Annotated in this window: 6 protein-coding genes; 4 read left to right on the forward strand and 2 right to left on the reverse strand. The window is 41.0% G+C overall.

Features of this window, described 5'->3' with window-relative positions:
* Positions 1 to 79 precede the first annotated feature (79 nt).
* Positions 80 to 5,635 carry a choice-of-anchor Q domain-containing protein gene (locus BST97_RS04490; RefSeq protein ID WP_245833661.1) on the reverse strand — a complete coding sequence of 1,852 codons (5,556 nt, stop codon included), beginning with the start codon at positions 5,633 to 5,635 and terminating at the stop codon, positions 80 to 82.
* Positions 5,636 to 6,031: 396 nt separating this feature from the next.
* Here BST97_RS04490 and BST97_RS04495 point away from each other — a divergent pair, with 396 nt between their 5' ends.
* The 4 genes from BST97_RS04495 (at position 6,032) to BST97_RS04510 (ending at position 14,767) form a co-directional block, all read left to right on the forward strand.
* Positions 6,032 to 7,810, forward strand: a complete 1,779-nt coding sequence (locus BST97_RS04495; protein WP_085766109.1) for an AMP-dependent synthetase/ligase — start codon at positions 6,032 to 6,034, stop codon at positions 7,808 to 7,810.
* Between the two features lie 27 nt (positions 7,811 to 7,837).
* Positions 7,838 to 9,169, forward strand: a complete 1,332-nt coding sequence (locus BST97_RS04500) for an exonuclease domain-containing protein (RefSeq protein WP_085766110.1) — start codon at positions 7,838 to 7,840, stop codon at positions 9,167 to 9,169.
* Positions 9,170 to 9,236: 67 nt separating this feature from the next.
* Positions 9,237 to 9,953 carry an SAM-dependent methyltransferase gene (locus BST97_RS04505; RefSeq protein WP_085766111.1) on the forward strand — a complete coding sequence of 239 codons (717 nt, stop codon included), beginning with the start codon at positions 9,237 to 9,239 and terminating at the stop codon, positions 9,951 to 9,953.
* A 92-nt stretch (positions 9,954 to 10,045) separates the two neighbouring features.
* Complete coding sequence (locus BST97_RS04510; RefSeq protein WP_085766112.1) at positions 10,046 to 14,767, forward strand: T9SS type B sorting domain-containing protein; 4,722 nt, start codon at positions 10,046 to 10,048, stop codon at positions 14,765 to 14,767.
* A gap of 76 nt (positions 14,768 to 14,843) precedes the next feature.
* Here BST97_RS04510 and BST97_RS04515 read toward each other — a convergent pair whose 3' ends face one another.
* Positions 14,844 to 15,242 (reverse strand): VOC family protein, encoded by a 399-nt coding sequence (locus tag BST97_RS04515; RefSeq protein WP_085766113.1) that lies wholly within the window; start codon positions 15,240 to 15,242, stop codon positions 14,844 to 14,846.
* Positions 15,243 to 15,349 lie beyond the last annotated feature (107 nt).

Genomic DNA, 15,349 nt, shown 5'->3' on the forward strand with positions numbered 1-15,349 from the left:
TCGCTTTCGCGAAAGCGTAACTATAAAAAAGCCCGTTGAACTTTTGCTCAACGGGCTTTCTACTATCAACTTAACTTAACTATTCAACAATCAATTTCAATGCGTGAGTCTGACCCTCAGATTGAAGATTCACGATGTAAATACCACTAGTGATATTGTTGAGACTCATTCTATTGAGACCAGAACTAAGCTCACCATTTGATATCGTTTTACCAGACATGTCAGAAATCATATAGGTAACATTATTATTTATGTTTTCTGGGATCTCTATCGTAAAGTTTGCACCTCTAGCTGGATTAGGAAACAACTTTATTTGATCCAATCCATTTGCGATGTCATCGAGACTCAAGGTCATTTGAGCCTCATAAGCACCGGCATCACGAGCTGCTCCGAAGACGGGTTGACCACGCTGATCTGTAAAGGTATCGTTAGGATCACCTATATCTTGAGCTTCAGAACCTTGTGTCAAGGCGTGAGTTTCAAGACCACCTCCATTATCCTGAAGAGGTCCAAAAGCTGCATCTCTAGGATTTGCAGTAGTACCCACTAAGTCAGAACTTACTTCAGCAAATGCATCAGAATCGTCTACTTGGATTAAGTTAAATCCGTTTGAGCTGATCGATCCGGCAACATCGCCATTTGTAGCTCCAGTGTTTAAACCAACGGCAGTATTCTTGAGAGTGAAAGTTCCAGCAGCATTTGCAAGTCCTCCACCATCACCAGTAGCTGAATTTGCACCTACAGTAATCGCATTTGTATTTACACTTGTACCGTTGTTATAGATACCACCACCCATCATAGCAGCGGTATTAGAAGAAATTGTGCTCGTTCCAACAATTAAGGTACCGGTCTCATTAGAAATACCGCCTCCATTTGAACCGGATGCTTCATTCCTAGAAATGGTTGAGTCATAGATTTCAATATCTCCACCGTTGTTAAAGACACCTCCACCACCATTGTCCATCCCTGAACCATTAGCAATGTTACTATCAATTTGTGCATCAGAAACGATCATGATACCTGACCCATTCCAAAGTCCACCACCTTCACTGGCAGCAACGTTATTATTTACTGTACCACCAGAAATATCTACTGAACTATCACCTGAAACGTGGATACCACCACCATTACCTGGAGCAGCCATACCAGTTACAACACCGGTTTCATTTCCATTAAGAACCACATTTGTAAGCGTAAGTGGAGCACTATTGTTTACTTCTATACCACCACCAGCACGATTAGACGAGTTATCGGTTACAGAGGAATCAGAAACATCCACAGATCCACCCTCAGAAAGAATACCTCCTCCTGTGCTGGTACTTCCAGTAGCTGTATTATTAGTTATAACCGAATTGCTATTTACAACGAGTGATCCTCCATTATTGAAGATTCCACCACCACCTACGTCACCAGGATTAGTTGATCCTGGAGTTGATTCTCCGATTGCAGTATTCCCATCCAGAGTTACTCCTGAGACTGTCATTACTCCAGAACCATTCCATAGCCCACCACCTTCTCTACCAGCGGCATTTCCATTTACGGTCCCACCAGTGATTGAAAGGTCCTGGGGTCCAGTAATGTGGATTGCCCCACCATTACCTGGACTCGCAGCAGCATCTAGATCTCCATTTGCATCGACACCTGCACGGTTGTCATTTAGGCTTGAATCATCTATGGTAACTACTCCTGCATTTGAACCAGACGCAATTTCAATTGCACCACCGGCCCTGTTAGCGACATTTCCAGTAAGCGTTACACCATCCATGTCCAAACTACCATCAGCACCTATCAAGATTCCACCACCAGAGCCAGAAGTTCCATCAGCTACGTTGTTAGTGATTTGAGTACCTGCGCCTATGATTAAGGATCCAGTTGGTAACTGGAAAATTCCACCACCACCATTGTCAGCAGCATCACCACTAGCGATATTAGCATCTATGATAGTACCTGTAACCGTCATGGTACCTGTATTGTTCCACAAACCACCACCAGTTAAGGCTGCGGTGTTTCCGCTTACGGATCCATTGGTAATACTCACATCTTGTACACCTGTGACATGAAGTCCACCTCCACTTCCTGGAGCAGCTGCCATGGTCACACCGTTAGCGTCAGTACCCGCAAAATTGTTGTTTAGCGCAACGTCATCTAGAGTAACAGACGTGCCAGTACCAGCAGTAACTTCTATACCGCCACCAGCTCTATTTGCAGAATTTCCTGAAATAGTTGCTCCATCGATGTCTAAGTTACCTTCAACCACTAATATTCCACCACCAGAACCTGATGTACCAGCAGCTATGTTATTTGAAATTGTGGTACCTGTTGCAACGACTAGCGATCCACCAGGTAATTGGAAAATTCCTCCACCACCGTTAGCAGCGGCATCACCACTTGCGATGTTTCCATCGATCACGGTACCTGTAACGGTCATGGTTCCAGTGTGGTTCCACAATCCACCACCTGTGAAAGCAGCTGAATTACCATTAACAGTACCACCTGTAATCGTTAAATCTTGAGTTCCTGATACGTGAAGTCCACCTCCACTACCCGGATTTGCTGAAGCAACGACACCGTTAACATCTGTTCCAGCAAAGTTTCCGTTTAATGTAGTAGCAGAAATGCTCACCGTAGAACTTCCATCTCCAGTAATTTCAATACCACCACCAGCTCTATTTGCAGAATTACCGGTAATTGTAGCACCATCTACACTTAGATTTGCGCCATCTGCGAGGATTCCCCCTCCAGAACCTGAAGTACCGTCAGCAACATTATTATTGATTTGAGTTCCTGCCTCTATTACTATCGAACCACCCGGAATTCCAAAAATTGCACCACCTCCATTATTTGCATCATCACCACTTGCAGTGTTATTGTTCAAAATGGTTCCTGTAACAGTCATAGTTCCAGCTCCATTCCACAGAGCTCCACCTTCACTTGCTGCCGTATTGGAATTTGCAACACCTCGTAAAACGGTCACATCACCATTTCCTGAAATGTGTAAACCTCCACCATTTCCTGGTGCGTTCATTCCAGTAACGGCTCCAGCTGTATTGCTGTTCAATGTTACATCTGTCAGAATCACCGCTCCACCGCTATTACTTTCAATACCTCCACCAGCTCTATTTGTAGAGTTGCTGTTGATCGTTGTTCCAGTTGCGGTAAGTGTACCACCACCATTCATCAGGATACCACCACCTGTAGCAGTAGCACCCGTTGCGTTATTAGCATTAATTTGAACTGTTCCAGTAATGGTAATATCTCCACCTTCACTGAAAACACCTCCACCACCTGCTTCGCCAGGATTCATGGCTGTTCCTGGCGCAGTACCCAATGCAGTGTTAGCATTAACCTGCAGGGTTCCGGCCAACGTCATAAGTCCACTTCCGTTCCAAAGTCCACCACCTTCATTAGCAGCTTGGTTTGAATTTGCTTGACCATTTGTAATGGTTACGTCCTGAGGACCTGTTATGTGGAGTCCACCACCATTTCCAGGTGCAGCAGAGACAGCAATACTCCCTGATCCATCTACACCAGTTCTATTGCTGTTTAGCATAGTATCGTCTATGGTTACTGAACCAGCATTAGTACCTGAAGAAATTTCGATACCTCCACCGGCACGATTTGAAACGTTTCCTATGATTGATGCTCCGTCAATGTCTAAACTACCGTCAGCACCAACTAAGATACCTCCTCCAGAACCAGAAGTTCCGTTAGCAATATTGTTTAAAATTTGAGTTCCAGAACCTACAACTAGAGAACCATTAGCGAGTTGAAAGATTCCTCCTCCACCATTAGTAGCGGCATCTCCGCTTGCGGTATTTCCATCAATTGTAGTTCCCGTAACCGTCATGATTCCAGTATTATTCCATAGCGCACCACCTGATAGTGCTGCCGTGTTAGAATTGATGGTTCCACCGTTTATAGTAAGGTCTTGAGCACCCGTAACGTGGATACCTCCACCACTACCAGGGTTCGCACTCATAGTAATTCCGTTTACGTCTGTTCCGGCAAAGTTGGAATTCATCGTTACATTAATAATGGTAACAGTAGTTGAGTTATCTCCTACCACCTCGATCGCACCACCTGCTCTGTTTGCAGAGTTAGCATTGAGGGTTGAGGCATCAACAGTTAGGTTTGCTCCATCTGCTAATATACCACCACCGGATCCAGAAGTTCCAGCAGCGACATTGTTTAAGATTTGAGTACCATTTTGAATGATAATAGTTCCTCCCGGAATACCAAAAATGGCTCCACCACCATTATCCGCGTCGTCACCGCTAGCAGTATTTCCATCTAAAGTTGAACTGGTAACAGTAAGTGTTCCAGCACCATTCCACAATCCTCCACCTTCACTCGCAGCAGTATTTCCATTTATTACACTGTTTGTGATATTGACAGTACTATTTCCAGAAACATGTAGCGCACCTCCATTTCCAGGAGCACCAGTTCCAGTTGCAACACCCGTTACGTTATTGCTTAGATTGCTATCATTAATTGTTAAGGTAGCGCCGCCATTGATTTCGATCCCACCACCTGCACGATTAGATTCGTTTGCTGTTATTATTACATCGGTAATTGATAAGGATCCACCAGCTGAAAGAATTCCTCCTCCTGTTGATTGAGCTCCTGTAGCTTGATTGCTATTAATAGTAACATTAGGATTAATGGTAACACTACCACCTTCATTATAAATACCTCCACCTCCAGCAGCTCCAGGTGTAATCGCATCGTTACCTGAAGCAATATTGTCTTCAATTAAGGTGATGTTAGGCGTAGTTCCATTTATTGTCATTATTCCGCTACCATTCCATAATGCACCGCCCTCATTTGAAGCTGTATTATCCGTAAAGGTAGAACTTGTAATAGTCGAGTTTCCATCACCTGTAAGATGGATGGCACCACCGTTTCCAGGGTTGGAACCTGCACTATTGTTTGTAAAAGTAGATCCAGAAATAATAAGATCACCTACTATACCTGAATTGTCTTCTATCGCTCCTCCTGCTCTTTGTGATGTGTTTGCATCAAAGTCACAGTTTGTAATATTAATTGTACCACTATTAGAATTCATGATAGCACCACCGTTTCCAGAAGTACCATTAGCAACGTTATTATTAAAAGTAGTATTCGTTATACTAACAATTGCACCATCGTTGAAGATTGCCCCACCTCCATCAGTAGCGGCGCTACCAGTTGCGGTATTATTGGAAAAAGATGAATCAGTCATGTTCAGCGTTGTAGTAAAGCCTGAAACTATAACAGCTCCACCCTGTGAAGCTGAACCATTGACTAAATCAACATTATTTATGGTAATCGTACCCGCAAGAGTACTCGTCAAATCAAAGATGCGATTCCCAGAAGTACCTGCAATTTCAGTATTCATACCGTTGTTGCTTCCACTGATTGTTAGGGAACCTACCAGTCCAGCATCAATATCGATTGCACCATTAGTGACTTGAACTTGTTGACCAGCGATACTTGAGTCAAAGGTGATGGTATCACCGTTTGAGGCGTTTGCTATAACGACACGCAGGGAACCTGGTGTGCCATCATCGGCCGTGGTTGTAACTACTTGCCCAAAAGACCAGCCTGAAATGCTGATCACTAATGCGAGCAGTAGCGATTGAGTAATGTTTTTCATTTATTAAAGTTTAAATTATTCTGCTGAACGTTTCAACAATTGTTTAAATCTATAAGCTTTGAAAATGCGGCAGTTCTAATTTTAATTATTCTTATAATTAATTTCACATTTTTTTTGGATTTGCAAAGAATTAAGTATTCCGCTCACTTTGTATGATTTAGACAATGCCGTCTTCTGGCTCACTTTCACCATAGTTGTTAGAATCAAGTTAAATAAATTATTTATCGATTAAGCGCAGAAATTAATTTTTCAAACAATTGATACCTTATAATTAGAAAAAAATCTTTTTTGAAGTTACGCTTTCGCGAAAGCGAGATAAAAATATTACACCCTTTTTAAGAAAGAGATTTGATTAATACAGATATATCCTTATTTTGCTGTATTATTTTTTACGACATGCAAATAAAAAGACTATTCGATTTCCCATATTACCAATTGGAAAAATTTCCAAGACCTGATGCCCTTGTGACAAAAAAGAACGGTCAGTGGGAACAAACCTCCACCCAATCTTTTATAGATCAGGCCTGTGAGATTTCTAGAGGCTTGATGAAACTTGGAATTAAGAAAGATGACAAGGTTGCCGTTATATCTTCCACAAACCGTACTGAATGGAACATAATGGACATAGGTATCATGCAAACCGGAGCGCAAAATGTGCCTATTTATCCTACCATTTCTGAGGAGGATTATGCTTACGTGATGAACCACAGTGAATCGAAGTATGTTTTTGTGAGCGATCAAGAGGTTTATGACAAGGTCATGAGTATTAAATCTCAGGTATCCTCTTTAATTGAAGTCTACTCTTTTAATGACATAAACGGCTGCGCCAGCTGGGAAGAGGTTAAGAAAATGGGGCAAGACGATGAATATCAAGAGCAACTGGAGACCTCAATGAATTCCATAGGCGAGGATGACCTCGCAACCCTTATTTACACTTCTGGAACGACCGGTCGCCCAAAAGGTGTGATGCTGTCTCATAAGAATATAGCTAGCAACGCAATCCATTCAGAGACTCGATTACCTGTTGAACAAGGCGGCGGCAAAGCTCTAAGTTTTCTACCCGTTTGTCACATATATGAACGTATGTTGCAATACCTATATATATATACGGGTACTGGAATCTATTTTGCTGAATCTCTTGAAACCATCTCAGAAAACTTGAAGGAAGTAAAACCTGAAGTTATGAGTGCTGTACCTAGACTACTGGAAAAGGTATATGACAAAATCATTGCCAAGGGCGCAGATTTGACCGGAATTAAAAAGAAACTGTTCTTCTGGGCGGTGGAATTGGGTCTGGAGTGGGAACCTTACAGTGCAAATGGCTGGTGGTACGAGAAAAAATTAGGAATCGCCCGCAAGATCATTTTCTCAAAATGGCAAGAAGCACTGGGTGGTAATCTCAAGGCGATTGCTAGTGGTAGTGCGGCTTTACAACCACGACTCGCTCGTGTCTTCAATGCAGCTGGCGTTCCCGTGATGGAAGGTTATGGTCTTACCGAGACGAGCCCGGTAATATCTGTGAATGATATGAGAAACAAAGGTTTCAAAATCGGCTCTGTAGGTAAGCCTTTACCAGAAACTGACGTGCGCATAGCTGAAGACGGAGAGATTATTATCAATGGCCCGCAGCGCATGATAGGTTACTACAAGGATCCCGTTAAAACCGCTGAAGCCATTGACGAGAAAGGTTACTTCCATACTGGAGATATCGGTGAGATAGATAGTGATGGATTTTTACGCATAACAGATCGTAAAAAAGAGATGTTTAAAACCTCTGGTGGTAAATACGTAGCCCCTCAAATTATAGAGAACACCATGAAACAGTCTCGATTTATCGAGCAAATCATGGTCATAGGAGAAGGCGAGAAAATGCCGGCAGCCCTTATCCAGCCCAATTTTGAATTTTTAAAAGAATGGGCAGAACGTAAAGGGATAAAATACAGTGATATTAAAGATCTATGTTCTCAAGAGAAGGTAATCAATAGATATGAGCAAGAGATCAATGAGCATAATGAAAAATTTGGGAAGTGGGAACGAGTAAAAACGTTCAGATTGACTCCAGAAGAATGGACTATAGATGCAGAATTGCTCACACCTACCATGAAACTGAAAAGGCGCAATATCAAGGCTCATTACAAGCATTTGTATGATGAAATCTATGGTGCAAAGCTTTAATTCTTCATCGACTCAAACAAGGGATAATTGTACGCGATTTTAGACATTGAAGGTACTGGAGGCAAGTATAATGAAGAAGGTATTACAGAAATTGCCATCTATCAATTTGATGGTCATGAAGTTACTGACAAATTTTCTAGTCTTGTAAATCCTGAGAGGAGAATTGATCCTTATGTAACAAAACTCACGGGAATCAATAATAAGATGCTGGCCAAAGCTCCTAAGTTTTATGAGCTTGCAAAGCGGATCATTGAAATCACAGAAGATTGTGTCATAGTTGCGCATAATACGGATTTTGATTTGCGCATCCTGCAATTAGAATTTGACCGACTGGGCTATGAATATAATCGCACTACTCTATGTACGGTTGAACTATCCCAAAAACTGTTACCAGACCAAGAAAGCTATAGTTTAGGCAAATTAGTGCGTAGTCTTGGAATTCCTATAACTGATAGGCATCGAGCAACGGGAGATGCAACCGCAACCTTAAGATTATTTCAACTTTTGCTCAATAAGGATACTGATCAGAGCATTATTCAAGAGACACTCAAGAAAAAAGTACGCAAAAGACTCCCCAAAAATCTCAAGGAGTTACTTGACACCGTTCCCTCAGTAACCGGAACCTACTCGTTTTACGATATGGAACAAGAGTTGATATTTCTCGGTAAGGGCAAAAATGTTAAAAGCCAAGTCAACAGACATTTTACAAAGCCTACTCGACTCAATAAATTGCTTGTAAAAAATGTGGTAGATATCACTACAGAAAATACTGGCAATAATCTCATTGCGGCAATAAAAGAAAATGAAACCATCAAAAAACTCCAGCCTAAGTTTAATAAAAAAAGAAGAAAAATCTTCAGTCATGAGCTCGTACTGGATGAGGGCGACGATGGTTACATCTATTGTAAGATCCAGAAACATACTGGCAGAAGCTCCTATTTTCTTACTTTCAGTAACCGCCAGTCAGGCATGAATTTTCTTGAGAGAATATTTTCTAGAGATAATCTAGACTTGCACTTCTCAAATCACGATGATTATAATAATTCTCACGCTCCCAAGAACTATATGTCTGCCGATAAGCATAACGAGCTGGTCATGAACTTAATGAGCGAGGTGAGTCTCAAAAACAAAACAGGAATCATAAAAACCCGTGGTAGAGAGCCAGCTGAGCGCGCTATATTATGGGTGGATAAAGGTCACGTTAAAGGTTATGGTTATAGCACGCTTAAGATTCAAAGCACAGATCCTAACATACTTGAAAAAATTGTCACGGACCTAAATCATCCTCAAGATGCAAGACATATAAGCGAGCAGTTTTTGAGAACCCACAGAGGTTATAAAGTTGAGGAATTAAATTGAGATATCGCTTTCGCGAAAGCGAACCCGTCAAGAACATTATCCAAATCATTAGATCACCATAATATTCATGCAACAAAGCGGAACTTTATACCTAATACCAGTTACACTAGGGGACGTTAATCACCTCGAGGTGCTTCCCATGTCGGTCAGAAAAGCGGTGGAGCAAATTTCTACTTACATCGTGGAAAACGAGAAAACGGCGCGAAGGTTTATTAAAAAAGTCGTTCCCAGCAAATCGCAGCCATCTCTAAACTTTAATGTTCTCAATAAATTTACCGATCCAGCTGAATTACCGAGTTTCCTGCTGAAATGCCAAGAGGGAGAAGATATAGGACTCATGAGTGAAGCCGGTGTACCTGGAGTCGCTGATCCAGGGGCCGATGTTGTTGCTTTGGCGCACAAAATGGGAATAAGTGTCAAGCCACTTGTGGGCCCAAGTAGTATATTACTTGCCGTTATGGCTAGTGGCATGAACGGCCAGAGTTTTGCTTTTAATGGGTATCTACCTATAGATAAGCCCGAGCGTAAGAGAAAGCTCAAAGAGTTTGAACAGCTTTCATCAAAATTTAATCAAACCCAGGTTTTTATTGAAACTCCTTATCGTAACAATAAGTTGTTTGATGAAATCGTGTCCAGTTTGAGGAAGGATACGCTATTGGGAATAGCCTGTGACTTGACGCTACCTACTGAATACATCAGGACATTGGCCATAAGCAGTTGGATTAAAGAAAAAGTCGATCTTCGCAAGCGACCAGCTATCTTCTTGATACATACGGGTTATTGACAAAATTCTTGAGATTTCTCTGCTTAACTTTTTATTACCAAATCCTTTTATAAGTTAAAAAATCGTTATTTTACGCGCTTAAATCCTAAGCGATGAAAAAACTTTATCCCCTATTATTTATCATATTCTTACCGGCTGTAACATTGGCTCAAGGAGAAGCCGCCTGGTGGTTTTTTGGAGAAAATGCAGTGGCTGATTTTAACGGTGGTGCTCCGATATCTAATCAAACAGGAAGTCTTAATACTTTAGAAGGTTGCTCTTCTATATCTGATTCATGTGGTAATCTACTTTTCTACAGTGATGGAGAAACCGTTTATGATAGCTCTGGCGGAATTATGCAGGGTGGAACAGGACTTTCTGGTAATCCCAGTGCGGCTCAATCAGGTATCATTGTTCCAGATTTAAGGACTCCTAACCTTTACTACATCTTTACAATCTCAGGAGGAGAACGAGTAAGGTATTCACTAGTCGACATTAATGCAAACGGTGGATTAGGCGCGGTACTCAGAACAAATATACCTTTATCAAGTTCTACATCTCATGAGAAAGTAACCGCTGTCCTACATGCTGATGGGGATAAGTTTTGGGTGATGACTTACAACAATAATCAATATAGGGCTTACATAGCAGCAGCAGGAGGAATTCAGGCAGGCTCAGAAGTAATTTCAAATATCAATTCTTCACTTACTGACGCTAGAGGAAGTTTGAAATTTAGTCCAGATGGGACTAAAGTTGCTAATACCTCTGTGGGTGATGGCGCTGTCGTTGCTGATTTTGATAGCTCAACCGGGATAGTATCAAATCAAAGAGTGCTAGATCTAGGAAGGTATTCTAGTGCTTATGGCGTAGAGTTCAGTCCAGAATCCAATGTCCTTTACGTTGATGCGAATGAAAGTTCTGCTGGTAATACCTGTACAGTCAGTGGTGAGAGAGCGGTCTTAATGTATGACATGACCGTTCCCAATGGAAACAACAATCCTACCACCTTATTCACTCAGGCCAGTGAATCTCGTGGAGCATTACAACTAGGTATTGATCAAAAAGTTTATGTGGCTAGATCTTGTCAACCCTTTTTAGGCGCAATTAGCAACCCCAATGATATTGGATTGGCTACATATGATGATCAGGCGTTAAGATTGAGAACGCCTTCAGTTAGTCGAGAAGGATTACCTCCTTTCATTACTTCATTTTTTAATCCAGCATTTTATGTTAATGGAGTGGATCCAACGAACCCAAACTTCAATAACAGTTTAGACATCTGTGAGAATTCAACGGTGACATTTGAATCCATTAATAGCGATTACTGTACTAATCCTGCTCCCACTTTCTTTTGGGATTTTGGAGATGGTAATACTAGTAATCAGGAAAATCCTACGCACACATATACTGCTCCAGGCACTTATACAGTTATATTTTCTGTAACAAATTTCAATTTTACCAAAACAGTAGAAGCAACAATAACTGTAAGAGACACATCATTTATCGCAAATGCTGTAGGTGATGTTTTTGTATTTGACAGTAATAATGATGGTAGTGAACCCAAAGACCTCTCTGTAAATGAGACTCCTCTTATTCTGGGAAGTCAGGACCCAAACATCTTTGAAGTCACCTATCACCTTACACAAAATGAAGCAGAAGCCGGTACTGCTGCACAATCGCAGCCACAAACTTTTGCCTTAGGACGTACTGAAGTGTGGGCTCGTGTGACAAATACTAACTTACCTGCTGATTCCCAATGTTATGCGGTGACTAGCTTTGATGTTATCGTTTCTCCTTTTACTGGAGCTCAACAACCTGATGACCTCATTATTTGTGATGATAATAATGATGGTTTCAATGAATTTGATTTAACGCAAACAATTAATCAAGTAACTGGTGGTGCAGGGGCACTTTTCAACGTGACCTTTCATGAAACGGAAACTCAGGCTCAGAATGGAGGAGCACAAATTCCAAACCCTGCTGACTACGATAATCAAGTAGCTTATAACGATCGTGTTTACATAAGAATGGAGGATACACAAACTCCTCCACAACCTACTACTACCACTTTTGTTGACCTTATTGTTGCTGACACTCCAGTTGCAAATGCTGTGATGGATATGAGATACTGTGATACGGATAACGATAATTCAGAACCCGTAGATCTTGATGCTGATTTTACAGGCCAGGTTCTTAACGGTCAGACTAATCCAGATTACAGAGTTACTTATCATCTAACACAATTACAAGCTGATGAAGATACGGATGCACTCAACACTCCTTTTGATCTTACTACTACAACCACAATTTATGTAAGAATCGATAATGACACCCAGAACATTTGTGCTGACACCTCTCAAAGTTTTACTCTTTTCCTAGATAGAATACCTACTGCAAATACAGTAGCAGAATATAGGCTGTGCGATGACCTTTCCAATAATGGAGCGGAAAGTTTTGATTTATTCTCTAGAAATGGTGAAGTGCTGGGCAGCAATCAAGCCGCTACTGATTTTGATATTGAATATTTTACTTCACAATCAGATGCAGATCTGGGTTCACTGAATGGTGCCATTCCTCTAGCTCAAAACTATAGCAGTGCGGGTCAAACAGTCTTTGTACGAATTGAAAATGTACTCAATAGAAATTGTTACGATACCACTTCATTTGATCTAATTGTGGATGACAGACCTTTTGCTGTAGCTCCCACCACTGATCTTGAACTCTGTGATGACGCAAATGATGGCGTTGAGGCAATAAACCTTTCCAATTATGACACACAGGTTCTAGGAGGACAGACTAATCCAAATTTTGATGTCAGCTACCACGCTACACAAGCAGAAGCAGATGCTGGATCCCCAGAGCTTTCTCAGCCATATGATATTGTTCTAGGTAGCAACACGATTTTTGCAAGAGTTGAAAATTCAGAGAATACAAGTTGTCCAGATACTGTTGAGTTTACGATAAATTTGAGTGCTCAAGCTATAGCTAATTCGGTGAACGATTATCGTATCTGTGATTTAAATGGAGATGATGTAGAAATTTTTACTTTGAGCTCCAGAAATCCAGAAATTCTAGGCTCTAATCAAAACGCCAATCAATTTAACATAGAATATTTTGCTGATGAAGCTGATGCTAGGTTGGGGACTTTGGGAGGCGCAACTGCCTTACCTGATAATTATCTAAGTGCCACGACAACCATTTTTGCTCGTATTGAAAATGTAGATAATCGCAACTGTGCTGCAGATCCTATTGCTATAAATCTATTTGTGGATGAAATACCAGAAATTCAACCTATAGCTACAGTTCAGGACTGTGACGATGATGGTGTTAAAGATGTAGATCTATCTTCTTATAATTCTCAGATTTTAGCAGATCCTTCTAACCCTGATTTTGATGTGACGTATCACGCTAATCAGAATGATGCGAACACGGGTGATAGCCCTCTATCCAGCCCTTATCAAATAACTCCATCAACTCCTACCATTTATGCTAGAGTCTTTAATATCAACAACCCACAGGGCTGTGCAGAAACAACTTCATTTAACATCGAGATCAGCCAGCGTCCAGTTGCAAATACTGTACAAGACTATGTAGAGTGCGATGACCTTGATAACAATCTTGAAAAAGAAATTGATTTAAGCCAGTTTTATACTGAAATATTAGGTGATCAAAATCCAGCGGATTATGATATCTCTTTTTATGCATCTTCTGATGATGCTCAAAATTCAGATGACTCCTTACCAGTATTGTATAACGTAGGGGAAAATGGTAGTCCAGAAACAATCTTTGTCAGAATAGAAGCGGTAACCTTCAGCGACTGCGCTGCTTTCACCGATTTCGAAATCACAATAACTCCACGACCAGAAGCTTTTCCAGCTCCCGATATGACTTTCTGTGATAATGAGCCATTTGATCGTTCAGAGTCATTCAATTTGGGGGATCAAGATTCTGCTATTCTATTTGGTCAGGATAATCAATTATTTAATGTGTCGTACCATGCATCACAGAGTGACGCAAATACTGGTGCTGATCCATTACCTAAACAAGATTATTTTAACACCAGACCTAATCAGATCATCTATGCTCGTATAGAAAATGCAGCTTATCCAGAGTTGTGTCCAGATTTTACTGAGTTCACCCTAACCGTTTTTAACCGCCCTGAAATTAGAGACCAAGGACCAATCGTGATATGTGCTGGAGTTCCAGAAACAATAGATGCAGGACCAGGTTATGCTTCTTATGAATGGTCTACTGGTGAAACGACCAGAACGATAGATGTCGTTGAGGGTGGTCAATATACGGTTACAGTATTTAATGATGATGGTTGTGAAAGTACCGCAACCATAAGAGTACGTGAATCTGATATTGCTACAATTACAGAGGTGATCGTGGAACAATTTGAGGTGAAAAGAAATAAGATTAAAGTAATTGCAGAAGGACCGGGTAGCTATATCTATTCTCTTGACGATTTTGTGTACCAGAGCGAGCCATTATTTGATGACTTGAGACCTGGTTTCTATGAAGTCTATGTAAGAGATGAGAACGGTTGTGGAACCGTTTCAGAAGAGGTAGTTATCATAGGTGGGCCAGCATTCTTTACTCCTAATCAAGATGGTTACAATGATACCTGGCAGATCATTGCCGGTGAAACGGTCCCAGATGCTCGTGTAAGTATCTTTGATAGATACGGTAAACTCATAACGAGTATAGCAGCTGGTAGTCAAGGTTGGGATGGAACTTTCAATGGCACTCCCCTACCTTCTACAGATTACTGGTACACTGTAGAACTTGAAGATGGTAGAAGTTTTAAAGGCCACTTTGCCTTGAAGCGATAAAGTCTTAGCCACGCAAAAACAAAAAAGCTGTTCTGAAATTCAGAACAGCTTTTTTTATTGGATCTATTTTGTAGTCTCACTTAGCGTTTACCATCCATTGTACTCCGTATTGATCGGTGCAACGCCCGTATTTTGCACCCCAAGACATCTCTTGCCATGGTGTATGAACGCTACCACTAGCTGATAATTTTTCAAAAGTTGCTTTACCTTCATCATCGCTATTGCAGTCTATACTCATGCACACTTTGTTTCCCTCATTGAGTGGTGTATCTGGTGAGGCATCATAAGCCATAAACTCAAACCCCTTTCCAGCGAGCTCGGCGTGTTGCCATTTTTTTCTGTAATCTGCTGGAATATCGATTTTCTGATCTTCATAGGTTTGAACATTTTTGATCTCCCCACCAAAGATTCCCTTGTAAAAATTAAGCGCCTGTTCACAGTCACCTCTGAATGATAGATAAGATTGAATTTTCATAGTATTTGATTTTTATTCTAAGATACACGCTCTATAAGATTATTTTCTTAAAATAGTGTGTATTGAAACGATGTTAACAGCTATAAGATACTAGTAATAATGAATAG

Origin of the sequence: Nonlabens spongiae (assembly GCF_002117125.1) — a bacterium.
In the GTDB taxonomy this organism is placed as follows: domain Bacteria; phylum Bacteroidota; class Bacteroidia; order Flavobacteriales; family Flavobacteriaceae; genus Nonlabens; species Nonlabens spongiae.